This window comes from Streptomyces sp. NPDC018964 (assembly GCF_044390325.1).
Taxonomy (GTDB): domain Bacteria; phylum Actinomycetota; class Actinomycetes; order Streptomycetales; family Streptomycetaceae; genus Streptomyces.
This window is the reverse complement of sequence record NZ_JBIRYZ010000010.1, coordinates 20,887-43,770: the sequence shown is the minus strand read 5'-3', so window position 1 is coordinate 43,770 and position 22,884 is coordinate 20,887. Positions and strand designations below refer to the sequence as shown.

Annotated in this window: 22 protein-coding genes; 10 read left to right on the top strand and 12 right to left on the bottom strand. The window is 73.2% G+C overall.

All coding sequences use genetic code 11. The features are described 5' to 3' along the window. Positions 1–151 precede the first annotated feature (151 nt). On the top strand, positions 152–814 hold the full coding sequence (locus ACH5AO_RS18560; RefSeq protein WP_398925862.1) for a hypothetical protein: 663 nt from the start codon (positions 152–154) through the stop codon (positions 812–814). Between the two features lie 173 nt (positions 815–987). Here ACH5AO_RS18560 and ACH5AO_RS18555 read toward each other — a convergent pair whose 3' ends face one another. Further along, the gene (locus ACH5AO_RS18555) at positions 988–1,971 is read right to left on the bottom strand and encodes an NAD(P)H-quinone oxidoreductase (RefSeq protein WP_398925860.1); all 984 of its coding nucleotides are present in this window, start codon (positions 1,969–1,971) and stop codon (positions 988–990) included. Positions 1,972–2,219: 248 nt separating this feature from the next. On the opposite strand from ACH5AO_RS18555, the gene ACH5AO_RS18550 reads away from it, so the two are divergent. Further along, entirely contained in the window at positions 2,220–3,248 is a 1,029-nt protein-coding gene (locus ACH5AO_RS18550; protein ID WP_398925858.1) for an ATP-binding cassette domain-containing protein, read from the top strand. Beyond that, complete coding sequence (locus tag ACH5AO_RS18545; RefSeq protein WP_398925856.1) at positions 3,245–4,093, top strand: ABC transporter permease; 849 nt, start codon at positions 3,245–3,247, stop codon at positions 4,091–4,093. Before ACH5AO_RS18550 ends, ACH5AO_RS18545 begins: the two co-directional genes overlap by 4 nt. Positions 4,094–4,120: 27 nt before the next feature. On the opposite strand, the gene ACH5AO_RS18540 is transcribed toward ACH5AO_RS18545, so the two are convergent. The 6 genes from ACH5AO_RS18540 to pdhA form a co-directional block, all read right to left on the bottom strand. Beyond that, positions 4,121–5,215: a potassium channel family protein gene (locus ACH5AO_RS18540; RefSeq protein ID WP_398925854.1), complete on the bottom strand. Its 1,095-nt coding sequence runs from the start codon at positions 5,213–5,215 to the stop codon at positions 4,121–4,123. Beyond that, complete coding sequence (locus ACH5AO_RS18535) at positions 5,212–6,558, bottom strand: molybdopterin molybdotransferase MoeA (protein ID WP_398925852.1); 1,347 nt, start codon at positions 6,556–6,558, stop codon at positions 5,212–5,214. The genes ACH5AO_RS18540 and ACH5AO_RS18535 overlap by 4 nt, the downstream gene beginning before the upstream one ends. Continuing rightward, positions 6,558–7,589, bottom strand: a complete 1,032-nt coding sequence (locus ACH5AO_RS18530) for an NTP transferase domain-containing protein (RefSeq protein WP_398925850.1) — start codon at positions 7,587–7,589, stop codon at positions 6,558–6,560. Before ACH5AO_RS18530 ends, ACH5AO_RS18535 begins: the two co-directional genes overlap by 1 nt. Before the next feature lie 157 nt (positions 7,590–7,746). Beyond that, positions 7,747–9,201 (bottom strand): dihydrolipoamide acetyltransferase family protein, encoded by a 1,455-nt coding sequence (locus ACH5AO_RS18525; RefSeq protein WP_398925848.1) that lies wholly within the window; start codon positions 9,199–9,201, stop codon positions 7,747–7,749. Further along, a complete protein-coding gene (locus ACH5AO_RS18520; RefSeq protein WP_398925846.1) occupies positions 9,201–10,205 on the bottom strand; it encodes an alpha-ketoacid dehydrogenase subunit beta in 1,005 nt (334 codons plus the stop codon). The genes ACH5AO_RS18525 and ACH5AO_RS18520 overlap by 1 nt, the downstream gene beginning before the upstream one ends. Further along, positions 10,205–11,344 carry a pyruvate dehydrogenase (acetyl-transferring) E1 component subunit alpha gene (gene pdhA, locus ACH5AO_RS18515; protein ID WP_398925844.1) on the bottom strand — a complete coding sequence of 380 codons (1,140 nt, stop codon included), beginning with the start codon at positions 11,342–11,344 and terminating at the stop codon, positions 10,205–10,207. Before pdhA ends, ACH5AO_RS18520 begins: the two co-directional genes overlap by 1 nt. A 185-nt stretch (positions 11,345–11,529) precedes the next feature. On the opposite strand from pdhA, the gene ACH5AO_RS18510 reads away from it, so the two are divergent. After that, entirely contained in the window at positions 11,530–12,015 is a 486-nt protein-coding gene (locus ACH5AO_RS18510; RefSeq protein WP_398926321.1) for an Lrp/AsnC family transcriptional regulator, read from the top strand. 95 nt (positions 12,016–12,110) lie between these two features. Here the strand turns inward: ACH5AO_RS18510 and ACH5AO_RS18505 are convergent, their stop codons facing one another. Further along, a complete protein-coding gene (locus ACH5AO_RS18505; RefSeq protein ID WP_398925842.1) occupies positions 12,111–12,701 on the bottom strand; it encodes a TetR/AcrR family transcriptional regulator in 591 nt (196 codons plus the stop codon). After that, complete coding sequence (locus tag ACH5AO_RS18500) at positions 12,698–14,212, bottom strand: 3-hydroxyacyl-CoA dehydrogenase (protein WP_398925840.1); 1,515 nt, start codon at positions 14,210–14,212, stop codon at positions 12,698–12,700. Before ACH5AO_RS18500 ends, ACH5AO_RS18505 begins: the two co-directional genes overlap by 4 nt. Positions 14,213–14,373: 161 nt before the next feature. Here ACH5AO_RS18500 and paaN point away from each other — a divergent pair, with 161 nt between their 5' ends. Next, entirely contained in the window at positions 14,374–16,065 is a 1,692-nt protein-coding gene (gene paaN, locus ACH5AO_RS18495; protein ID WP_398925838.1) for a phenylacetic acid degradation protein PaaN, read from the top strand. Here the strand turns inward: paaN and ACH5AO_RS18490 are convergent, their stop codons facing one another. Genes ACH5AO_RS18490 through ACH5AO_RS18480 form a run of 3 tightly spaced genes read right to left on the bottom strand, consistent with a single transcriptional unit; the run spans position 16,066 to position 18,936 of the window. After that, entirely contained in the window at positions 16,066–16,845 is a 780-nt protein-coding gene (locus tag ACH5AO_RS18490; protein WP_398925836.1) for a TrmH family RNA methyltransferase, read from the bottom strand. Between the two features lie 10 nt (positions 16,846–16,855). Continuing rightward, positions 16,856–18,097: an HTTM domain-containing protein gene (locus tag ACH5AO_RS18485; protein ID WP_398925834.1), complete on the bottom strand. Its 1,242-nt coding sequence runs from the start codon at positions 18,095–18,097 to the stop codon at positions 16,856–16,858. Next, the gene (locus tag ACH5AO_RS18480) at positions 18,094–18,936 is read right to left on the bottom strand and encodes a DUF5819 family protein (RefSeq protein WP_398925832.1); all 843 of its coding nucleotides are present in this window, start codon (positions 18,934–18,936) and stop codon (positions 18,094–18,096) included. Before ACH5AO_RS18480 ends, ACH5AO_RS18485 begins: the two co-directional genes overlap by 4 nt. Before the next feature lie 321 nt (positions 18,937–19,257). On the opposite strand from ACH5AO_RS18480, the gene paaA reads away from it, so the two are divergent. From paaA to paaE, 5 genes are read left to right on the top strand one after another with little or no spacing between them, the layout of a single operon-like run. Further along, on the top strand, positions 19,258–20,271 hold the full coding sequence (gene paaA, locus ACH5AO_RS18475) for a 1,2-phenylacetyl-CoA epoxidase subunit PaaA (protein ID WP_398925830.1): 1,014 nt from the start codon (positions 19,258–19,260) through the stop codon (positions 20,269–20,271). Next, positions 20,268–20,555, top strand: coding sequence for a 1,2-phenylacetyl-CoA epoxidase subunit PaaB (gene paaB, locus ACH5AO_RS18470; RefSeq protein ID WP_030215302.1), 288 nt, complete (start codon positions 20,268–20,270; stop codon positions 20,553–20,555). Before paaA ends, paaB begins: the two co-directional genes overlap by 4 nt. Next, the gene (gene paaC / locus ACH5AO_RS18465) at positions 20,552–21,286 is read left to right on the top strand and encodes a 1,2-phenylacetyl-CoA epoxidase subunit PaaC (protein WP_398925828.1); all 735 of its coding nucleotides are present in this window, start codon (positions 20,552–20,554) and stop codon (positions 21,284–21,286) included. Before paaB ends, paaC begins: the two co-directional genes overlap by 4 nt. Next, positions 21,280–21,822 (top strand): 1,2-phenylacetyl-CoA epoxidase subunit PaaD, encoded by a 543-nt coding sequence (paaD, locus tag ACH5AO_RS18460; protein WP_398925826.1) that lies wholly within the window; start codon positions 21,280–21,282, stop codon positions 21,820–21,822. Before paaC ends, paaD begins: the two co-directional genes overlap by 7 nt. Further along, the gene (gene paaE, locus ACH5AO_RS18455; RefSeq protein WP_398925824.1) at positions 21,822–22,880 is read left to right on the top strand and encodes a 1,2-phenylacetyl-CoA epoxidase subunit PaaE; all 1,059 of its coding nucleotides are present in this window, start codon (positions 21,822–21,824) and stop codon (positions 22,878–22,880) included. The genes paaD and paaE overlap by 1 nt, the downstream gene beginning before the upstream one ends. Positions 22,881–22,884: the final 4 nt, after the last annotated feature.

Sequence of the window (22,884 nt, the reverse complement as noted above, 5' to 3'; positions counted from 1 at the left end):
CCCCCCGGAAGCTGGACTTCCCAGGGGGGTCCACCTGACGGACGCATCCGGAATGCCGGGATCATCCGGTGATGCGAGGCTGTTGGGCGTCCATCCGGCCCATCTTGCCGACGGTGTGACCGAGCACCGGCCGGCGCGGGAGGTCACGGTCGTGACTCCATGGCTGCGTGTAGTGGGGGCGACGGTTGTTCTGGTCGCGGGGGCGGCGGTGACGCCGTACGGCCCCGTCCCGGCGCCCCTCGACGCGAGGGCGGCGTACGGGGCCGCCCCCGACCCCTCGGCCCCGTCCCCCTCGTCTTCCTCGTCGTCCCCCTCGTCCTCGTCGTCGTCCTCGTCGTCGCCCGCCGGGGAGCCGTCGCGGGCCGAGAACCGGCCCGGTGAGGGCCGGGGACGGCCGGAGCGGCACGGGGTGGCCGAAGAGGGACCGCGGGAACGGGAGCGGGAGCGTGGGCACGACGACCGGGAGGGCGCGGACGCCGGTGCCGTACCGCGGAAGCCGGGACGCGCCGAGGACATGAACGGGCGGCCGGACGCAACCGGCGTACCGCGCTCCGGTAACGACGACGACGCGTCCCGGGCACCCGGCGGGAGCGACACCGTCCCCCGGTCACAGGCGTCACCGGTGTCCCCGGCTTCACAGGCGGCGGTCCCGGTGCCCTCCACCACCTCGCGGGCGGCGGAGCCGAACGCGGTGGCCTCCACCGAGCCCGTACTGCGCATCCTGCCGCTCGGCAGCGGTCTGGTGCTCATCGGACTCGGCTTCGGCCTCGCCTTCGTGGCCCTGCGCATGCGCCAGGGGGGCGGCACGTCCTGAGCCGGGGGAGTCCCGCCGGGGACCTCCTGGCGGACCGTGCGGGCCATGGGGCACGCGCGCTCCGGGGCACGCGCAGGGCGGGGCCGCGCTCGGGCCGGGGGGCCCGCCCCCGGTGGACGCGGGCGACGTGCCGCGCCGGACATGGGGGCAGACCCCGCCCCGGCCGTCCGGGCTCAGCCCGGTGTGACCAGCAGGACCTTGCCGATGTGGCCGCTGTCCTCCACGACCCGGTGGGCGGTGGCCGCGTCCGGCATCGGGATCTCACGGTCGATGACCGGGCGGACGCGGCCGCCGGCGACGAGCGGCCAGACGTGTTCGCGTACGGCCGCCACGATCGCCGCCTTCTCCTCCAGGGGCCGGGCGCGCAGCGAGGTCGCGCTGATGGCGGCGCGCTTGCCGAGCAGGGCGCCGATGTTCAGCTCCCCCTTCGCCCCGCCCTGCATGCCGATGATGGCGAGCCGGCCGTTGACGGCGAGGGCCTGGACGTTGCGGTCCAGGTACTTGGCGCCCATGTTGTCGAGGATGACGTCGGCGCCGTGGCCGTCGGTGGCCCGCTTCAGCTCGGCGACGAAGTCCTGCTCGCGGTAGTTGATCAGGATGTCGGCGCCGAGTTCGGCGCAGCGCTCCAGCTTCTCCCCGGTGCCGGCGGTGACGGCGACCCGCGCGCCGACGGCCTTCGCGAGCTGGATCGCCATGGTGCCGATGCCGCTGGAGCCGCCGTGCACCAGGAGAGTCTCGCCGGGGCGGAGGTGGGCGACCATGAAGACGTTCGACCAGACCGTGCAGACGACCTCCGGGAGCGCCGCGGCCTGGTCGACGGTGAGGCCCTCGGGGACGGGCAGGAGCTGTCCGGCCGGGACGGCGACCTTCTCCGCGTAGCCGCCGCCGGCGAGTAGCGCGCAGACCTCGTCGCCGACGGCCCAGCCGCTCACCCCGTCACCGAGCGCGGCGATCCGTCCGGAGCATTCGAGGCCGGGGTGGGGGGAGGCGCCGGGCGGGGGGTCGTAGAAGCCCTGCCGCTGGAGGATGTCGGCCCGGTTGACGGCACCGGCCACCACCTCGACCAGGACCTCGCCGGGGCCGGCCACGGGGTCGGGGACCTCGTCCCACACCAGCGCCTCGGGCCCACCGGGTTCGGGAATCGTGATCGCATGCATGAGGGGGACGGTACTCCTGGGGTGCCAGGAGTCCGGTGCACCGCGGCCTACGGCCCGGGTCGCCCCCTTCCCGGCCGTAAGGCTGGTCCTGTCCTCGGCCGTAGGACCGGCCCTGTCTCGGTCGTAGGGCCGGTCCTGTCTCGGCCGTAGGACCGGTCCTGGCGGAAATCCCCGTGCGGGAGCGATGAGTTTGCGCGACGGTGAAGGTCTGTCCATGCGTAGCCCGAGCACGCGGAAGGACCCGAAGCATGAGCACGCAGACGTCCGGCCTGGCGATCGAGACCGCGGGCCTGGTCAAGACCTTCGGTGAGACGCGGGCCGTGGACGGTGTCGATCTCGCCGTGCCGGCCGGCACGGTGTACGGGGTCCTCGGGCCGAACGGCGCCGGCAAGACCACCACCGTGAAGATGCTCGCCACCCTCCTGCGGCCCGACGGCGGCGAGGCCCATGTCTTCGGGCACGACATCGTGCGCGAGGCCGACGAGGTGCGCGGCCGGGTGAGCCTCACCGGCCAGTACGCCTCCGTGGACGAGGACCTCACCGGCACCGAGAACCTGGTCCTGCTGGGCCGGCTCCTCGGCCACCGCAAGCCCGCCGCCCGCACCCGCGCCGCCCAACTGCTGGAGGCCTTCGGCCTCACGGACGCGGCGGGGAAACAGGTCAAGCACTACTCCGGCGGCATGCGGCGCCGCATCGACATCGCCGCGTCCATCCTCAACACCCCCGACCTGCTGTTCCTCGACGAGCCGACGACCGGCCTGGACCCGCGCAGCCGCAACCAGGTGTGGGACATCGTGCGCGCGGTCGTCGCCCAGGGCACGACGGTGCTGCTGACCACGCAGTACCTGGACGAGGCCGACCAGCTGGCGTCCCGGATCGCCGTCATCGACCGCGGCAAGGTGATCGCCGAGGGTACCAAGGGCGAACTGAAGGCGTCCGTCGGTGCCGGATCCGTCCACCTGCGGCTGCGGGATCCGCAGCAGCGGCCGCTCGCCGCCGACCTGCTGCGCCGCACCCTCGACGCGCGCGTACAGCCCGAGCCCGACCCGGTGGCGCTGACCGCCCGCCTCGCCGCCGCGCACCACGACACCGCCGCCGAGCAGGCCGCCCGCGCGCTGAGCGAACTGGCCCGGGCCGGTGTCACCGTCGACAACTTCTCGCTCGGCCAGCCCAGCCTGGACGAGGTGTTCCTGGCCCTCACCGGCCACGACACGCACGTACCCGACGCATCCGGCCAGGACGACTCCCACGACCCGAAGGACGAGGTGGCGGCATGAGCACCACGACGACCACCGAGAGCACCGAACTCGCCCCGGTACGCACCGACTCCCTCGCCGAACTGCTGGTCGCCAAGGAGCGCCCGCCGCGGCCCAGCGCCTGGTCGGCCTCGCTGACCTTCGGCTGGCGGGCGATCCTGAAGATCAAGCACGTGCCGGAGCAGCTGTTCGACGTGACGGCGTTCCCGATCATGATGGTGCTGATGTACACGTACCTGTTCGGCGGGGCGCTGGCCGGGTCGCCGAAGGAGTACATCCAGTTCCTGCTGCCGGGCATCCTGGTGATGTCGGTCGTGATGATCACCATGTACACCGGCGTCTCGGTCAACACGGACATCGAGAAGGGCGTCTTCGACCGGTTCCGCAGCCTGCCGATCTGGCGGCCGTCGACGATGGTCGGCTATCTGCTCGGCGACGCCCTGCGCTACACCATCGCGTCGGTCGTGATGCTGACCGTCGGCATGATCCTCGGCTACCGCGCCGACGGCGGGGTGGCCGGAGTGCTCGCCGGGATCGCGCTGCTGGTGCTGTTCTCGTTCGCCTTCTCATGGATCTGGACCATGTTCGGGCTGATGCTGCGCACCGAGAAGTCGGTGATGGGCGTCAGCATGATGGTGATCTTCCCACTCACCTTCCTGTCCAACGTCTTCGTCGACCCGCGCACCATGCCGGGCTGGCTCCAGGCGTTCGTCAACAACAGCCCCGTCACCCACCTGGCGTCCGCGGTGCGCGGACTGATGGCGGGCGACTGGCCGGCCGACGAGATCGCCTGGACGCTGGGCTGGGCCGGACTGTTCGTGGTGGTCTTCGGACCGGTCACGATGCGGCTCTACAACAGGAAGTAGACGGCGGCCGCGAGGAGGCCGGCCGCCTCAGCCACGGAACGGACGGACGTCGGGCGCGATCTGTGTGCCCGGCGTCGCCCGCACGATCGTGATCAGCCGGTCCGTCAGTTCCAGCGTCCCGACGTCCGAGTCGTCGTAGCCGAGCACCCGGTGCCCTCGGACGACGCTCACCACCAGGTCGTCGACCTCGCGGGGCACCTTGCCCACCTCGGCCTTTATGACCGGCCGCTCCACGATGTCGAGCCCGGAGCCCTGCTGGATGAGGTCCTCCATGACCATGCCGGCCGAGGGGCTGAGCACGGACAGCCCGAGCAGTCGCCCGGCCGCGCTGGCGCTGGTGATGACCGCGTCGGCACCCGACTGCTTCAGCAGCGGGGCGTTCTCCTCCTCGCGCACCGCGGCCACGATCTTCGCGCCCCGGTTGAGCTGCCGCGCCGTCAGCGTCACGAGGACCGCCGTGTCGTCGCGCTGCGTCGCGATGATGATCTGCCGGGCCCGCTGCACCTCGGCCCGCTTCAGCACCTCGCTGCGCGTGGCGTCCCCTATGACACCCGCGTAGCCGTCCGCCGTGGCCGCGTCGATCGCCTTCGCGCTGGGGTCGACGACCACGACCTGCTCCTTCCGGAGCCCGGTCGCGCAGACGGTCTTGATCGCGGACCTGCCCTTGGTGCCGAACCCGACGACGACGGTGTGATCGCGCAACGCGGACCTCCAGCGGTTCAGTCGCCACTCCTCCCGCGTGCGTTCGGTGAGGGCCTCGAGGGTGGTGCCGACCAGGATGATCAGGAACAGCACGCGCAGCGGCGTGATGACGAAGATGTTGGTGAGCCGGGCGCTGTCACTGACCGGCGTGATGTCGCCGTACCCGGTGGTGGAGAGGGTGACGGTCGCGTAGTAGAACGCGTCGAGGAGATCGAGGGATCCGTCGGAGTTGTCGTTGTAGCCGTCGTGGTCGGCGTACACGACGAACGCCGTCACCACCAGCACCACCAGGGCCCACGACAGCCGTTTGGCGACCTGGCGGACCGGGTGCTCCACCAGTTTCCTCGGGAGTTTCACCCGATGGGTCACCAGGTGTTCGTCCGCCTGTCGGGCGATGGCGTCCTGGCCCGGAAGTTTCACGTGAAACACACCCCGATTCCCCCGGACGCCCAGGGCAGGTCGAGGAGCTCCGTCTCCTGGCCGGGCCGTGCGCCGCCGGGGGGTACGACGGCGAGCGCGTCGGCCGCCGCGATGCCGCGCAGCATGGCCGGGCCGTTGTAGAGCAGCGGCAGCGCCCGGTCACCGCGCAGGGCCACCGGGACCAGCCGGGTGTCGTACGGGTGCCCCTGCACCCCGTCGCGCAGCGGCAGCGCGTACGGCTCGGGGGCGGGGCGCGCGGCAAGGGTGCGCAGCAGGGGCTCGGCGAGCGTGAGCAGGCCGGAGACGGCGGCGAGGGGGTTGCCGGGCAGGCCGACGAGGTACTGGTCGGCCTTGGTGCGGGCCAGGAGCATGGGGTGGCCGGGGCGCACCTTGACGCCGTCCACGAGGAGTTCGGCGCCGATGCGGCGCAGCGTGGGGTGCACGTGGTCGACCGGACCCGCGGCGGTGCCGCCGGTGGTGACGACGACATCGGCGCCGGACGCCGTGATGGCCTCGTACAGCGCCTGTTCGGTGTCGCCGATCCTGCGTACGGCGGTCACCTCCGCACCGAGCGCGCGCAGCCAGGGCGGCAGCAGCGGGCCGAGCGCGTCCCGGATCAGCCCGTCGTGCGGCAGTCCCTCGCCGAGGAGTTCGTCGCCGAGGACGAACACGTCGACGCGGGGGCGGGGGACGGCGGTGAGCGTGTCGTATCCGGCGGCGGCGGCCATGCCCAGGACGGGCGGGGTCACCGGGGCACCCACGGGCAGCAACTGGTCGCCGCTGCGGCACTCCTGGCCGCGGGGGCGGATGTCCTGGCCGTGGGTGACCGTGTGCGGCGGCCGGGTGGCGGCGGTGACGTGCAGCCGGCCCTTGTCGTCGGTGCGGCCGTGTTCGCTGCGGAGCACGGCGGTGGTGTCCGGGGGGACGCGGGCGCCGGTGGCGATGCGGACGGCCTCGCCGTCGGTGAGCGGCGGGTGCGCGGCGTGCCCGGCGAGGACGCCCTCCTCCCGTACGGACCAGGGGCCGGGGCCGGAGACCGCCCAGCCGTCCATCGCGGAGGTGTCGAAGGAGGGCAGGTCGGTGAGGGCGGTGAGGGGGGCGGCGAGGGTGAGGCCCAGGGCGGAGGCGAGGGGGACGGCGACCGGGGTCAGGTAGCCGGTGCCGCCGCCGTGGCGCGGGGCGCGTTCGGCGATGGCGCGGGCGTCGGTCCAGGCGGTGGCGTCGTGGTGCGGGTGGCGGGGGGTTTCCGTGGTTCCGCCGGGTTGTTTCCTCACGAGAGCGAGCGCCTCCTCGACGTCGAGGTCGTCGGCGTTCTTGTCGGCCCGGACGGTGCGCGGGGTCATCAGGCGTCCGGGCGGGTGTCGGGGGCTTCGGGGGTGACGTGGGGGGCTTCGAGGGCTTCAGGGGTGGCGTCGGCTTCGGGGGTGGCTTTGGGGGCGTCGGGGGTTTCCTCGTCGGCCCAGCGCAGGGCGAGCGCCGCGGCCTTGCGGGCCGCCTCGGCGACGGCCTCCCGGCCGCCGCCCGCCTGTGCGGCCGCGTAGCCGACGAGGAAGGTGGTCAGCGGCGCGGCGGGCCGGGCCACCCCGTGGGCGGCGTCACGGGCGAGGTCGAGCAGCACGCCGGTGTCGACGTCCAGGTCGATGCCCAGCTCGTCCCTGACTGTGGAGATCCATTCGTCCAACACGTGTCCATGCTCCCTGATGCGTGCCCTGGCGGTGGCGATGTCGTCCCAGGTGTCGCAGTCGAAGGACGCCACCGGGTCGAAGATGCGGGTGAGGTCGAGCGAGCCGGTCAGCCGGCGCAGGGGCAGCCCGGTCAGCTCGCCGTGCCGGCCGGTGAGCGCGGCCAGTTCGCGGCGCAGGGGACCGGTCCGGTACGCGGCGACGAGCGGCTGGTCCCGGCCGCCGGAGTCGGTCAGCAGCACGCCGTCGGTGGTGGCGTCGTGGCGCAGGGGCGTCAACAGCCCCCTTACCGTGCGGCGGTCGAGGAACGGCAGGTCGGCGGAGAGGACGACGACGTGGTCGGCCGTGGTGTGCCGGAGCCCGGCGGCGAGCGCGGCCAGGGGCCCGCCGCCCGCGGGTTCCTCGCGGGCCCAGATCACAGGTCGTGCGGTGGGGCGGGGTCCGGCGACGACCACCGTGGCCCGGGCGTCGGCGCAGGCCGCGAGCACCCGGTCGAGCAGCGCCCGTCCACCCACCCGCACGCCGGGCTTGTCCGCGCCCCCGAGCCGCCGGGCGGCGCCACCGGCGAGCACGAGGGCGTCGTACGCGGAGCCGGGGCTCCCGAGGGGATCTCCGGGAGGATCACCGGAGGGGGCGCCGGGACTACCGGAAGGACCACCGGAAGGATCGCCGGGTGGCTGATGCTCGGTCACCCTCCGAGTATGCGCGCCCCCCGCGATCACAGGGAACGCGGGGGCACCGGGACACGACCGGGGAGACCCGGGGGACCGGGGAGACCGGGGAGACCGGGAACCCCCGGGAGACCGGGGGAACCCAGGAGGCCCGGAAGACCGGGGACTTGAAGCGGGCTCACAGCGACCGCAGCAGCACCGCCGGTTGTTCGACGCAGTCCGCCACGTACCGCAGGAAGCCCCCCGCGGTGCCGCCGTCGCAGACCCGGTGGTCGAAGGTGAGCGAGAGCTGCACGACCTGCCGCACCGCCAGCTCGCCCTGGTGCACCCACGGCTTGGGGACGATGCGGCCGACGCCGAGCATGGCGGCCTCGGGATGGTTGACGATCGGCGTGGAGCCGTCGACGCCGAACACGCCGTAGTTGTTCAGCGTGAAGGTGCCGCCCGTGAGGTCCGCGGGCGTCAGCGTGCCCGACCGGGCCGCCTCGGTCAGCCGGGCGAACTCGACCGTGAGCGCCTCGGCGTCCCGCGCGTGCGCGTCCCGGACGACGGGGACGACGAGCCCCCGGTCGGTCTGGGCGGCGAAGCCGAGGTGCACGTCGTCGTACTGGACGATCTCCCTGGCCTCGGTGTCCACCGAGGCGTTGAGCTCGGGGAAGCGGGCGAGTGCGGCGGTGCAGATGCGGGCCAGCAGGGCGATGACGGATATCTTCGGCCCGCCCGCCGCGTTCATCGCCGCGCGGGTCCGCATCAGTTCGGTCGCGTCGGCGTCCACCCAGCAGGTCGCGTCGGGGATCTCGGCGCGGCTGCGGGAGAGCTTGTCGGCAACGGCCCCGCGGATGCCCTTGAGGGGGACACGGGTCACGCCCGGGGTGCCCACGGCCGGTGCCGGCGCGCCCGCCCGGCCGGCCCGCGTGTGCGGTTCGCCGGTCGGCGCGCCCGTACGGCCCTGGGCTGCGGCGGCGCGCAGGGCGTACTCCACGTCCGCACGGAGGATCAGGCCGTCGGGGCCGGACCCGGTCAGCTCCCGCAGGTCCAGGCCGTTCTGCCGGGCCAGCCTGCGCACCAGGGGCGAGATCACGGGAACGGGGCCGTCCGCCACGCCCGGGGTGCGGGCCTGCGCGGCGGCGGGCCGCGCGGTCCTGGGCCGTCCGTTCGCCACGGGGGCGGACGGTGCGGAAGAGGCGGAGGGGGTCGTGGACGCGGCGGGGAGCGCGGGGGTCGTAGGTGTCGTCCGCGGCGGACGGACGCGGCGGCGCCGGGCCGGGGCCTCCGCGGTGCCGTAGCCGACCAGGACGTTGCCGGAGCCCTCGGCGGCCGGGGTCCGGCCGCGCGCGTCCTCGGATTCCGCGGGGCTCGCGTCCCCGGCCGGACGGTCGTCGGCCGGCTCGCCCACCGCCACCGTCAGCAGCGGGGCGCCGACGGGCAGTTCGGTGCCCTCCGCGCCGAAGCGGGCCGTGACGACACCGCCGTAGGGGCAGGGCACGTCCACCATCGCCTTGGCCGTCTCGACCTCGACGACCGGCTGGTCCACGTCGACGACGTCACCGACCTCGACCAGCCAGCGCACGATCTCCGCCCCGGTGAGCCCCTCACCGAGGTCGGGCAGCTTGAACTCCAGCACCTGTGCCATCAGCTCTCGGCCTCCCATTGCAGACGCCCCACGGCGTCCAGGATCCGGTCCACTCCGGGCAGGTGGTGGCGCTCCAGCATCGGCGGCGGGTACGGCAGGTCGAACCCGGCCACACGCAGCACCGGCGCCTCCAGGTGGTGGAAGCAGCGCTCCGTGACCCGGGCCGCGATCTCCCCGCCCGGGCCGCCGAAGCCACCCGACTCGTGGACGACGACCGCGCGCCCCGTCCGCCGTACCGAGGCGCACACCGTCTCGTCGTCGAACGGCACCAGGGAGCGCAGATCGACGACCTCGATGTCCCAGCCCTCGGCCCGGGCCGCCTCGGCCGCCTCCATGCAGACGGGCAGCGACGGCCCGTACGTGATGAGCGTGGCGCTCCACCCCGAGCGCCGCACCACCGCACGGCCTATCGGTTCAACGGCCGTCGGGTGCTCCGGGTTCCAGGAGTCCTTCGACCAGTACAGCCGCTTGGGCTCCAGGAAGACGACGGGGTCGTCGGAGGCGATGGCGGCGCGCAGCAGCCCGTAGGCGTCGGCGACGGTGGCGGGCGTGACGACGTGGAGACCCGGGGTCGCCATGTAGTACGCCTCGGAGGAGTCGCTGTGGTGCTCGACGCCGCCGATGCCGCCGCCGTAGGGGACGCGGACGGTGAGCGGCAGGGGCAGCTTCCCGCGCGTGCGGTTGCGCATCTTCGCGACGTGCGAGACGAGCTGCTCGAACGCCGGGTAGGCGAACGCGTCGAACTGCATCTCCACGACCGGCCGCAGCCCGTACATGGCCATGCCGACGGCCGTGCCGAGGATGCCCGCCTCGGCCAGCGGGGTGTCCGTGCAGCGGTCCTCGCCGAACTCCTTCGCGAGTCCGTCGGTGACCCGGAAGACACCGCCGAGGGTGCCGACGTCCTCGCCCATGACGTGCACGGACGGGTCGACGGCCATGGCGTCGCGCAGGGCGCGCGTGAGGGCCTGCGCCATGGTGGCCGGCTTGACGGCGACGGTGGTCATCACTGCGCCCCTTCCGGCTCGGCCTCGGCCGCCAGCTCGGCCCGCAGCTGCTCGCGCTGCTCCAGGAGCTGGGGGGTGGGCTCGGCGTAGACGTGGGTGAAGAGGTCCATGGGGTCGAGCGCCGGGTCCTGGTTCATGCGGGCGCGCAAGGAGGCGGCCATGGCCTCGGCGTCCTGGCGGGCGGTCTCGACGCCGGCCTCGTCGAGCAGTCCGCGCCCGGTCAGCTCGTGCTCCAGCAGCGCGATCGGATCGTGCCGCTTCCAGGTCTCGACCTCGGCGTCCCCGCGGTAGCGGGTGGCGTCGTCGGCGTTGGTGTGGGCTTCCACGCGGTACGTGACCGCCTCGACCAGGGTCGGGCCGCCGCCCGCGCGGGCACGGCGCACGGCGTCGGCCAGGACCTCGTGCACGGCGGCGGCGTCGTTGCCGTCGACCAGGCGGCCGGGCATGCCGTAGCCGACGGCCTTGTGGGCCAGCGACGGTGCCGCGGTCTGCTTGGCGAGCGGTACGGAGATCGCGAAGCCGTTGTTCTGGACGAGGAAGACGACCGGGGCCTGCCAGACGGCGGCGAAGTTCAGCGCCTCGTGGAAGTCGCCCTCGCTGGTGCCGCCGTCGCCGACCATGGCGAGCGCGACCACGTCGTCGCCCTTGAGGCGGGCGGCGTGCGCGAGACCGACGGCGTGCGGCAGCTGGGTGGCGAGCGGGGTGCTCAGCGGCGCCACGCGGTGCTCGCGGGGGTCGTAGCCGGTGTGCCAGTCGCCGCGCAGCAGGGTGAGGGCCTCCACGGGGTCCACCCCGCGCGCGACGACGGCGAGGGTGTCGCGGTAGCTCGGGAAGAGCCAGTCGCGCTCCTCGAGGACGAGCGCGGCGGCGACCTCGCAGGCCTCCTGGCCGGTGCTGGAGGGATAGACCGCGAGACGTCCCTGCTTGGTGAGGGCGGTGGCCTGCGCGTTGTAGCGGCGGCCCTTCACCAGCTCCGCGTACAGCCGGCGCAGCATCTGCGGGTCGGCCCCGGCGGCCGCCTCGGTGCCGAGCACGCGGTACGGCTCCGCGTCGGGCAGCAGCGGCGCGGGGTCGGTACGGGGCTGCCAGGCGGGCGGCGGGGTCGGCCGGTAGGCCCCCCGCTGCTCCATGACCGTCATGACGGCACCTCCTCGTGGGATGTCGGAGGCACGGCGTCTGTGACGCGCCTCACCAACCGATTGTTCGGTCGTCGGCGCATTTTGGCTACGGGTGGCACCAGGCTGTGGACAAACGGTTCTCCACATCCTGTGATGGGTGCAGGACGTCCATGGCGGAGAGGTGGGGGCAGGTGGCAGCTGAACAAATGGCCGATGACCGGGAGGGGACCGGGCCGTTCACCCCCGCGCGGCCCCTGGACGACATCGACCAGGACATCCTGCGGATGCTCCAGGCGGACGGCCGCGCGTCCGTACGCTCGGTCGCCGAGCGGGTCCACGTCTCCCGCGCGAACGCGTACGCACGCATCAACCGGCTGGTCGAGGACGGCGTCATCCGTGGCTTCGGGGCCCGCGTCAACCATGAGCGGGCCGGTCACGGAACGTCCGCCTACATCACCTTGAAGATCGTCCAGAATACCTGGCGCACGGTTCGCGAGCAGCTCCGGCGGCTCCCGGGCGCCTCGCACATCGCGCTGGTGGGCGGCGACTTCGACGTCCTGCTGCTGGTGCACACACCCGACAACCGGGCGCTGCGCGAGCTGGTGCTCACCCGGCTCCAGGCGATCCCCGAGGTGCTCAGCACGCGCACGCTGCTGGTGTTCGAGGAGGAGGACCTGGAGCCACAGGGGTGAGGCGAGGACCCTCTGAGGGCCTGGGAAACCACAGGAGTGAGGTGAGGGCCCTCTGAAGACCTGGAAGGAGCCGCAGGGGTGAGGCGAGGCCCCGCTCAGGACGCCTTGCGCAGCCCCCCGAAGGCCAGCTGGGCCACCGCGTCGGCCACCTCGCGCTCACTCATGCCGCGCCCGTCCGGCCGGTACCACTCCACGATCGAGTTGATCATGCCGAAGACCAACCGGGTCACCAGGCGCACCTCTATGTCCTCGCGCACGTCCCCGTCGGCCGCCGCCGCCTTCAGCAACGCCGCCACCCGGTGGTCGAACTCGCGGCGCCGCTCCAGCGCCCACCGCTCGGTGTCCGTGTTGCCGCGCACCCGCAGCAGCAGCGTCACGTACGGCAGCTCGGCGATCAGCACCTCGACCATGCGCCGTACGACGTACTCCAGCCGCTCGGCGGCGCGCCCCACGCGCGCGTGCTCCTCCTCGAGGATGGCGAAGAGCCCGTCCAGGGCCCGGCTCACCGCGCGGCGCAGCAGTTCCTCCTTGCCGGCCACGTGGTGGTAGATCGACGACTTGGAGATGCCGGCGGCCTTGGAGAGGTGCTCCATGGAGGTGCCGTCGTAGCCGCGCTCGTTGAACACCTGGACGGCGACGGACAGCAGCGTCTCCGGGGTGTACGTGTCGCGCCTGGCGGTGGTCACGGGGTGTCCTCCCTCTCTCGGCCGGCGCACGCGTACTGGTAGAGCGCGAGGGAGGGCGCGTAGCGGCCGGACGGGTCGATCTCGTGCATCTCGTCCAGCAGGGCGCCGGCCCAGCCGCGGCCGAGGCGGCGGCTCCACTCGAAGGGGCCCAGGGGGTAATTCACACCCAGTCGCATCGCGGTGTCGACGTCCTCCTCGGTGGCGACGCCCTTGGCGACGGCCTCGACCGCGAGGTCGATGATCCGGGCCACCGTCCGCGCGACGATCATTCCGGGGACGTCCCCGATGACGCTGACCTTCTTGCCGAGCGCCTGGAACAGCCCGGTGGCCTCGGCGACGGTCCGCGCGGAGGTGTCCTGGCAGTGGGACAGGGCGATGCGGGTGGCCGCGCGGTAGTCGAGGGCGAGGTCGAAGTAGACGACGTCGCCGAACTCCACGGAGGCCTGGCCGTCGGCGAGCACCAGCTGCCCGCCGCCGGGCAGCACCAGGCGGGTGCCCTCGTCCTCGGCCTCCTCGCGCACCTGGATGCCGGCCTCGCGGATCAGGGCGAGCAGCTCGGAGGCGGGCCCCAGGTCACCCTCGGCGACGACGTACGCGGGCGGCTGCGCGGGCTCGGCGGTGCGCGGTTCGGGACGCTCGGCGTCGGCGCCGTGGTCGTACCAGCCGCGGCCGGTCTTGCGTCCCAGGCGGCCGGACTCGACCAGGCGGCGCTGGGCGAGCGAGGGGGTGAAGCGCACGTCGTGGAAGAAGGACTCCCACACCGAGCGGGTGACGGACTCGTTGACGTCCTGCCCGATGAGATCGGTCAGTTCGAAGGCGCCCATCCGGAAACCGCCGGACTCGCGCAGGACCGCGTCGATGGTGGCCGGGTCGGCGCCCTGGGACTCGTACACCGCGAAGGCCTCGGCGTAGAAGGGCCGGGCGACGCGGTTGACGATGAAGCCGGGGGTGTCGGCGCAGGCGACGGGCGTCTTGCCCCACGCGCGGGCCGTCTCGTACGCGCGCGTGGCGTACGCGACGTCGGTGGCGAACCCGGAGACGACCTCGACGAGCGGCAGCAGCGGCGCGGGGTTGAAGAAGTGCAGGCCCACGAAGCGGCCGGGGACGCGCAGGGCGCCGCCGATCGCGGTGACGGAGAGGGAGGAGGTGTTGGTGGCGAGCAGGCAGTCGTCGGAGACGATGTCCTCCAGTGCCCGGAACAGCTCCTGCTTGACGTCCAGGCGCTCCAGGACGGCCTCGACGACCAGGGCACAGTCGGCGAGCTCACCGAGCTGGCCGGCGGGCCGCAGACGGGCGCGCGCGGCGTCCCGTTCGGCGGCGGTGAGCCGTTCCTTCTCCACCAGCCGGTCCAGTCGGGCTCCGATCGCGTCGGCCGCCTCGCGGGCCCGGCCGTCGGCGGCGTCGTACAGCCGTACGGGGTGGCCCGCGACCAGCGCGACCTGGGCGATTCCCTGCCCCATGGTGCCGGTGCCGACCACGGCCACGGGACTGCTGAGGTCGAGTGCTGTCATGTGCGCGATCCTCCCGCACGGGGTTGTCCACAGATGCGGCGGACCCCCTTGTCCCGACCGATCGTTCGGTTACTCTAACTCTGACCGCCCATCCCTGACTACGTTTCCGCACAGGTCCATGAGCTCGACGAAGAGTTCCTGAGACGAGGAGTTGGTCCCGCATGGCCGCCGAACTCACCGCGCACGAGCTGGTCGCCCGCCACCGTCCCACCCTGGACCGGGCGCTGGAGACGATCCGCACGCGCGCGTACTGGTCCCCGCACCCCGAACACCCCAAGGCCTACGGGGAGAACGGCAGCCTGGACGTGGCGGCGGGCAAGGCCGCCTTCGACGCCCTGCTCGGCACCCGCCTCGACCTCGGCCAGCCCGGCACGGACGGCTGGGTGGACGGCGAGACCTCCCCCTACGGCATCGAGCTGGGCGTGAGCTACCCGCACACGGACCCCGACGAGCTGCTTCCCGCCATGAAGGCCGGAATGCGCGCCTGGCGGGACGCGGGCGCGGAGACCCGCGCGGTGGTCTGCCTGGAGATCCTCAAGCGGATCAACGACCGGACGACGGAGTTCGCCCAGGCGGTCATGCACACCTCCGGCCAGGCCTTCATGATGGCGCTCCAGGCCGGCGGCCCGCACGCGCAGGACCGCGGCATGGAGGCGGTGGCCTACGCGTACGCGGAGCAGGTCCGCACGCCCGGCACCGCGGAGTGGACCAAACCCCAGGGCAAGCGCGACCCGCTCGCGCTCACCAAGCGGTTCGTCCCGGTGCCGCGTGGCATCGGCCTGGTCATCGGCTGCAACACCTTCCCGACGTGGAACGGCTACCCGGGCCTGTTCGCCTCCCTGGCCACCGGCAACGCGGTCCTGGTCAAGCCGCACCCCCGCGCGGTGCTGCCGCTCGCCCTCACCGTCCAGGTGGCCCGCCGGGTGCTCACCGAGGCCGGCTTCGACCCGAACCTGGTGGCGCTCACCGCCGAGCGGCCCGGCGAGGGCATCGCCAAGGAGCTCGCCACCCGTCCCGAGATCCGGATCATCGACTACACCGGCTCCACCGAGTTCGGCGACTGGCTGGAGCACAACGCCCGCCAGGCACAGGTGTACACCGAGAAGGCCGGCGTCAACACGGTGATCGTGGAGTCGACCGACGACTACCAGGGGATGCTGTCCAACCTGGCGTTCTCCCTGTCCCTGTACAGCGGCCAGATGTGCACCACCCCGCAGAACCTGCTCGTCCCGCGCGGCGGCATCACCACCGACCAGGGCCCCAAGTCCTTCGACGAGGTCACCGCCGACCTCGCGAAGGCGGTCGACGGACTGCTCGGTGACGACGCGCGCGCCAACGCGCTGCTGGGCGCGATCGTCAACCCGGACGTGAAGGCCCGCCTGGAGGCCGCCGCCGGTCTCGGCGAGGTCGCCCTCGCCTCCCGCGAGATCGCCCACCCGGAGTTCCCGGACGCGGTGGTGCGCACTCCGGTGATCGTGAAGCTCGACGGCGCCAAGCCGGACGCCGAGGCCGCCTACATGAGCGAGTGCTTCGGCCCGGTCTCCTTCGCCGTCGCGGTCGACTCGGCCGACGACGCGGTCCGGCTGCTGCGACGCACGATCCGCGAGAAGGGCGCGATGACGGTCGGCGCGTACACGACCTCCCCGGAGGTCGAGGAGCAGGTCCGGGAGGTCTGCCTGGAGGAGGCCGCCCAGCTCTCCCTGAACCTCACCGGCGGGGTGTACGTCAACCAGACGGCCGCCTTCTCCGACTTCCACGGCTCCGGCGGCAACCCGGCGGCCAACGCCGCCCTGTGCGACGGCGCGTTCGTCGCGAACCGGTTCCGCGTGGTCGAGGTGCGCCGGGAGGTCTAGCTAGGGCGCGTGGGGTGCGCCCCCGGTGGCGCTCCAGTGGTACAGCGTCATGGCCACACTGGTCGCGAGGTTGTAGCTGGAGACCTGGGGGCGCATCGGCAGCGCCACCAGGTGGTCGGCCCGCGCGCGGAGCTCCGCCGACAGCCCGCTGCGCTCGGAGCCGAAGGCGAGCAGCGCGTCGTCCGGCAGCTCCAGCGAGCGGATGTCCGTGCCCTCCGGGTCGAGCGCGAAGACCGGCCCCGGCGGCAGCTCGTCGACGGTCAGCCGCTCCACGGCGGTGGCGAAGTGCAGCCCCGCCCCGCCGCGCACGACGGTGGGGTGCCAGGGGTCGAGCGTGCCGGTGGTGACGACCCCGGTCGCCCCGAAACCGGCGGCCAGCCGGATCACCGCGCCCGCGTTGCCGAGGTTGCGCGGATTGTCCAGGACCACCACGGGGGCGGTGCGCGGGGTGCGCGCCAGCGTCTCGAGGTTGTCCGCGCGGGAGGGGCGTACGGCCAGGGCGGCCACGGCGGTGGGATGCGGGCGCGGCACGAGGGCGGCGTACGTCCCGTGGGGCACCTCGGTCAGCAGCTCCGCCAGCGCCTCCCGCACGTCCCCGGCCAGTTCGTCGGCGAGCGCGAGCGCGCCGGCCCGGTCCGCGGTGAGCGCCACCCGCACCTCGGCCCCGAAGCGCACGGCGTGCTTGAGGGCGTGGAAGCCGTCGAGCAGCACGGCGGCTCCGGCCAGGCGGTGCCAGGCGGACACGAGGCCGGCCGGGGTATCGGGGGCGGGGTCGGTCATGGTGTGCAGCCTACGTGCGCGGGCCCGGCGCCCCGCCGGGTGCCGGGGCGGCCTCCACCGGGCCCCCTCCGGCGGTGCGGTCGGCCGGGGGCCGCGGCCGCGGGATCCACGTCCCGCGCGGGCGCAGCCGCCCGCACGCGCGTGCCACGAGGTCCCCCAGGCGGCGCAGGAAGGCCGTCGGCAGGAAGACCGCGTCCGCCGCGATCATCGCCAGGGAGAAGAAGGGCAGTCCGAGCACGACGGCGATGACCGCGTGCTCCAGGATCATGAAGGCCAGCAGGACGTTCTTGACCCGCCGGTTGAACAGCGTGAACGGGAAGGCGACCTGCACGGCGACCGTCGCGTAGGTCACCAGCATCACCATGGTGCCGCTGGCCGACAGCAGGTCCGCGAGGGCCGGCCAGGGGGAGAAGTACTCCAGGTGCAGCGGGTAGTGGACGGCGGTGCCGTCCTGCCAGCGGGAGCCCTGGACCTTGTACCAGCCGGCCGTGGCGTAGATCAGACACGCCTCGGCCATGATCACCAGCAGCGCTCCGTTGTGCACGGTGTTCGTGACGACGTCCAGCAGGATCCGCGGCTGCCCGGTCCTCGCGCCGCGTCCGACCAGCCACCACAGCGCCTGCGCGAGCCACACGCTCCACAGCAGCAACGGTATGAACCGGTCGCCGTCCGTCCGGCCCACCAGTGTCGCCAGGAGCAGCAGGAGGCCCAGCACACCCCACAGCACTGGACCGACCCGGTCGCGCGGCCGCTCGCCCCGCGCACGCGCCCCGGCCGCACGGCGCGCACGCCGCGCGTCCAGGGACCAGACCTGACCGCAGCGCGTGAACACCAGGTAGATCGACATCAGGTGCAGGACGTTGTCGCCGCCGTCCCCCATGAAGACGCTGCGGTTCTGCAGCGCCAGCACGCCCACCATGAACAGCACCGACATGGTGCGGGTGCGCCAGCCGAGCAGCAGCAGGAGGCTCCACAGCACGGCGAGCGCGTAGACGGCCTCGAACCAGACCTGGCCGTCCGACCACAGCAGCGGCGTGAAGGCGCCGTTCGTCGCGACCAGCTGCTCGGCGAGGTCCCGGCTCCAGGGGCCGTCGGGGCCGTACAGCTCCTGGCGGTGGGGGAACTCGCGCAGCAGGAACAGCAGCCAGGTCAGGCTGAAGCCGATGCGGATCACGGCGGTCTGGTGGGGGCCGAGCGCGGAGTCGGTGACGCGGGCTGTCGCGCGGGACAGCGCCGACGGGAAGCGGTTCACCCCACGCCTCCCCGGGCCTCGTCCTCGGGCACCGGCCACCAGGACAGCGTGCGGTACACGGGGGTGTCGGAGATCTCCTCACCGCTCCACTCGGGCGGCGGCACCTGGGTGGTCCGTGAGCGGATCCGGACGCGCTCGACGGCACCGCCCGGACCGGCCGCGTCCGCGCGGTCGAGGCGCAGCACCGCGATCCGGCGCAGATACGTCTCGGACAGCGCCCCGCGCAGGCCCACCGGCCGGTTGTCGTCGTCGTGCGTGGCGACGAAGAAGTCCCAGGCGCGGCGCAGCTCGTTCTGCTGGGTGTGGCTGGGCAGGGGGTTGCCGTCGATGGCGCGGCCGTCCTGCGCGGACAGGTCGTACCAGCCGGTGGTCCGTGTCCCGCCGTCCGCCGCGCGGATCTCGGCACGCACCTGGACGGCGATGTCCTGCTGCAACGGGTTCGGCGCGAACAGCTTCCAGTTCTGCTCGAACTCCGGGTAGATCCAGTTCTCGACCGTCTCGCCGTGCTTCTTGCTGACCGTGTTCGCCGGCGCGACGTGCAGGAACACCATGCCGAGGTGCACACAGACCGCGACCGCGACGACCACGATCGCCGCCGCGGCGGCGATCCGGTAGCGCAGGGAGAGTGCGGCCACCCCGGCGCGGGGTCCGGCGGGCGGGGCGGCGGGGAAGTCCGGCGCGGACGGGCCGTCCGCGGACCGCCCCGGATCGGGCGGAGGGGTCAGGGGGCCCGGCGGGCCCACCGGTGACGCGGGTCCGGGCAGGGCGGGGCGCGGGCCGGGCACGTCCTGCCCGGCGGGCCCGTGCCGGGCGTCCGAGCCCTTGTCGTACGCGTTCATCCCGCCCCGATCCATCGATCCCGGTCCGTCACCGTTTCCGCCCCGCCGCGAGGGCCCGGTACCGATCCGCCGCGTCGCACGGAACGGTACTCAGCACCGGCCGTCCGGGCACAGTCCCGCCGGGATCCCGTTCCGTGGCCGTCGCCACACCGCGGACCGAGCACCGTCGTCCACGGGCGGTCCACAGGTGGTCCACGGGCGGTCCCCGCAGGTTATCCACAGCGGTTGACACCTCGCGGCACCCGTCCCACCATGGAATCGCACGAACCGAACGATCGGTCGGGAGCGTGCTCCGGGAAGCATCCAGTCGAGGGGGACCTCATGGCGACAGCAGCCGCCCGCGATACGGCCGGCAGCCAGGCGTACGACGCACCGGCCGACGCCGGCGACACCGCCGGCCACGCGCGCGCCTTCGACGCGGCCGTCGCCGCCGACGAGCGGATCGAGCCGCGCGACTGGATGCCGGACGCCTACCGGGCCACGCTCGTCCGGCAGATCGCCCAGCACGCGCACTCCGAGATCATCGGCATGCAGCCGGAGGCCAACTGGATCACCCGCGCCCCCTCGCTGCGCCGTAAGGCGATCCTGATGGCCAAGGTGCAGGACGAGGCCGGGCACGGCCTGTACCTGTACAGCGCCGCCGAGACCCTCGGCACCAGCCGCGAGGAGCTGCTCGACAAGCTCCACTCCGGCCGCCAGAAGTACTCCTCGATCTTCAACTACCCGACGCTGACCTGGGCGGACGTCGGCGCCATCGGCTGGCTCGTGGACGGCGCGGCGATCACCAACCAGGTGCCCCTGTGCCGCTGCTCCTACGGTCCCTACGCACGCGCGATGGTCCGCATCTGCAAGGAGGAGTCCTTCCACCAGCGCCAGGGGTATGAGCTGCTGCTGGCCCTCAGCAAGGGCACCCCGGAGCAGCACGCGATGGCGCAGGACGCGGTGGACCGCTGGTGGTGGCCGTCGCTGATGATGTTCGGCCCGCCCGACGACGAGTCCCAGCACTCCGCGCAGTCGATGGCCTGGAAGATCAAGCGCCACTCCAACGACGAGCTGCGCCAGCGCTTCGTCGACATCTGCGTCCCTCAGGCCGAGTCCCTCGGCCTGACCCTCCCCGACCCGGACCTGAAGTGGAACGAGGAGCGCGGGCACCACGACTTCGGCGCGATCGACTGGTCGGAGTTCTGGGACGTCCTCAAGGGCAACGGCCCCTGCAACGAACAGCGGCTGACCCGGCGCAGGCAGGCCCACGAGGACGGCGCCTGGGTCAGGGAGGCCGCGGCGGCCCACGCGGCCAAGCACACGAACGACGAGACAGGAGCCACGCGAGCATGACCCACACCGACTGGCCCCTGTGGGAGGTCTTCGTGCGCTCGCGCCGCGGGCTGTCCCACACCCACGCCGGCAGCCTGCACGCACCGGACGCGGAGCTCGCCCTGCGCAACGCCCGCGATCTGTACACCCGGCGCGGCGAGGGCGTCTCCATCTGGGTCGTCCCGTCGTCCGCGATCACCGCCTCCTCGCCCGACGAGAAGGACCCGTTCTTCGAACCGGCCGCCGACAAGCCCTACCGGCATCCCACGTTCTACGAGATCCCCGAGGGGGTGCGGCACCTGTGACCACGACCCCCGCCGAGGACACCGCCCGCACGACGGCCGCGCTCGCCCTCGGCGACGACGCGCTGGTGCTCTCCCACCGCCTGGGCGAGTGGGCCGGCCACGCCCCCGTGCTGGAGGAGGAGGTCGCCCTCGCCAACATCGCGCTGGACCTGCTGGGCCAGGCCCGGGTACTGCTGTCGATGGCGGGCGACGAGGACGAGCTGGCCTATCTCCGCGAGGAGCGTGCCTTCCGCAACCTCCAGCTGGTGGAGCAGCCCAACGGCGACTTCGCCCACACCATCGCCCGCCAGCTGTACTTCTCCGCCCACCAGTACCTCCTCTACGGCGCACTGGCCGCCGGCGACGGCCCGTTCGCGCCGCTGGCCGGCAAGGCGGTCAAGGAGACCGCCTACCACCGCGACCACGCCGAGCTGTGGACGCTGCGGCTCGGTGACGGCACGGAGGAGAGCCACGCGCGGATGCAGCGCGCCGTGGACGCGCTGTGGCGCCACACCGGCGAGATGTTCCAGCCCGTCGAGGGCCTGGACGTCGACTGGGCCGGTCTGGAAACGGCCTGGCTGGAGCGGATCGGCGAGGTGCTGCGCCGGGCCACGCTCACGGTGCCCGAGGGCCCGCGCACGGGAGCGTGGACGGCCGGCGCCGGCCGTCAGGGCCTGCACACCGAGCCGTTCGGCCGGATGCTCGCCGAGATGCAGCACCTGCACCGCAGCCACCCGGGGGCGACATGGTGACCGCCCCCACCCCGCTGGAGGCCGAACTCCTGGAGCTCGCCGGTTCGGTGCCCGACCCTGAACTGCCCGTGCTGACCCTGCGCGAACTGGGTGTCGTGCGCGCGGTGCGCGCACGCGGCACGGACACCGTCGAGGTCGAGCTGACCCCGACGTACACCGGTTGCCCGGCCGTCGAGGCGATGAGCCTCGACATCGAGCGGGTGCTGCGCGAGCACGGAGTGCGCGAGGTCACCGTGCGCCGGGTGCTCGCGCCCGCCTGGTCGACCGACGACATCACGGACGAAGGGCGCCGAAAACTAAGGGAGTTCGGCATCGCACCACCACGCGCACGGGCGGCCTCCGGGCCGGTCGGGGTGGAGCTCGGGCCGACGCGCACCCGCGCGAGCCGGCCGGAGGACGCACCGGTGCCCGTCCGCTGCCCGCACTGCGGCTCGGCCGAGACCGAACTGCTCAGCCGCTTCTCGTCCACCGCGTGCAAGGCACTGCGCCGCTGCCTGGCCTGCCGTGAACCGTTCGACCACTTCAAGGAGTTGTGATGGCCCGCTTCCACCGGCTCCGGGTGGCCGCGGTCGACCGGCTCACCGACGACTCCGTCGCCCTCACCCTCACCGTCCCCCCGCACCTGGCCGAGGAGTACCGGTACGCCCCCGGCCAGCACCTGGCCCTGCGGCGCGTCGCGGACGGCGAGGACATCCGGCGCACCTACTCCATCTGCTCCCCCGCACCCGACGGCGAGGCACCGAGCACGCTCCGGGTCGGCGTGCGGCTGGTCGAGGGCGGCGCCTTCTCCACGTACGCGCTCAAGGAGATCGGCCCCGGCGACGAACTGGAGGTGATGACCCCGGCCGGCCGCTTCACGCTCCCACCCGCGCCCGGCCGGTACGCGGCGATCGTCGGCGGCAGCGGCATCACACCGGTGCTGTCGATCGTCTCGACCCTCCTGGCCCGCGAGCCCGCCGCCCGGTTCTGCCTGATCCGCAGCGACCGGACGGCCGCCTCGACGATGTTCCTGGAGGAGGTCGCCGACCTGAAGGACCGCTACCCCGAGCGGTTCCAGCTGGTCACGGTGCTCTCCCGGGAGGAACAGCAGGCGGGACTGCCGTCCGGACGGCTGGACCAGGAGCGGCTGACCGGGCTGCTGCCGGTCCTGCTGCCCGTGGGACAGGTGGACGGCTGGTTCCTGTGCGGTCCGTACGGCCTGGTCGAAGGAGCCGAGCGGGCACTGCGCGGGCTGGGTGTGGCACGCTCCCGCATCCACCAGGAGATCTTCCATGTGGACTCCGGTACGGAGACCGCCGCCACCACGCCCGCCCCCGCGCACAGCACGGTCACCGCCCGGCTCGACGGACGCGGCGGGACCTGGCCCGTCCAGGACGGCGAGTCCCTGCTGGACACGGTGCTGCGCAACCGGCCCGACGCGCCCTACGCCTGCAAGGGCGGGGTGTGCGGAACCTGCCGCGCCTTCCTCGTCTCGGGCGAGGTGCGGATGGACCGCAACTTCGCGCTGGAGTCGGAGGAGACGGAGGCGGGCTATGTCCTGGCCTGTCAGTCGCACCCGGTGACGGAGCGGGTGCAACTGGACTTCGACCGGTAGAGGC

Bases quoted from the DNA above. Each gene is read 5' to 3' on its own strand.
- ACH5AO_RS18555 (WP_398925860.1), bottom strand. From the start codon at position 1,971: ATGCATGCGATCACGATTCCCGAACCCGGTGGGCCCGAGGCGCTGGTG.
- ACH5AO_RS18550 (WP_398925858.1), top strand. From the start codon at position 2,220: ATGAGCACGCAGACGTCCGGCCTGGCGATCGAGACCGCGGGCCTGGTC.
- ACH5AO_RS18545 (WP_398925856.1), top strand. From the start codon at position 3,245: ATGAGCACCACGACGACCACCGAGAGCACCGAACTCGCCCCGGTACGC.
- ACH5AO_RS18535 (WP_398925852.1), bottom strand. From the start codon at position 6,558: ATGACCCCGCGCACCGTCCGGGCCGACAAGAACGCCGACGACCTCGAC.
- ACH5AO_RS18525 (WP_398925848.1), bottom strand. From the start codon at position 9,201: ATGGCACAGGTGCTGGAGTTCAAGCTGCCCGACCTCGGTGAGGGGCTC.
- ACH5AO_RS18520 (WP_398925846.1), bottom strand. From the start codon at position 10,205: ATGACCACCGTCGCCGTCAAGCCGGCCACCATGGCGCAGGCCCTCACG.
- pdhA (WP_398925844.1), bottom strand. From the start codon at position 11,344: ATGACGGTCATGGAGCAGCGGGGGGCCTACCGGCCGACCCCGCCGCCC.
- ACH5AO_RS18510 (WP_398926321.1), top strand. From the start codon at position 11,530: ATGGCCGATGACCGGGAGGGGACCGGGCCGTTCACCCCCGCGCGGCCC.
- ACH5AO_RS18500 (WP_398925840.1), bottom strand. From the start codon at position 14,212: ATGACAGCACTCGACCTCAGCAGTCCCGTGGCCGTGGTCGGCACCGGC.
- paaN (WP_398925838.1), top strand. From the start codon at position 14,374: ATGGCCGCCGAACTCACCGCGCACGAGCTGGTCGCCCGCCACCGTCCC.
- ACH5AO_RS18490 (WP_398925836.1), bottom strand. From the start codon at position 16,845: ATGACCGACCCCGCCCCCGATACCCCGGCCGGCCTCGTGTCCGCCTGG.
- ACH5AO_RS18480 (WP_398925832.1), bottom strand. From the start codon at position 18,936: ATGAACGCGTACGACAAGGGCTCGGACGCCCGGCACGGGCCCGCCGGG.
- paaA (WP_398925830.1), top strand. From the start codon at position 19,258: ATGGCGACAGCAGCCGCCCGCGATACGGCCGGCAGCCAGGCGTACGAC.
- paaB (WP_030215302.1), top strand. From the start codon at position 20,268: ATGACCCACACCGACTGGCCCCTGTGGGAGGTCTTCGTGCGCTCGCGC.
- paaD (WP_398925826.1), top strand. From the start codon at position 21,280: ATGGTGACCGCCCCCACCCCGCTGGAGGCCGAACTCCTGGAGCTCGCC.
- paaE (WP_398925824.1), top strand. From the start codon at position 21,822: ATGGCCCGCTTCCACCGGCTCCGGGTGGCCGCGGTCGACCGGCTCACC.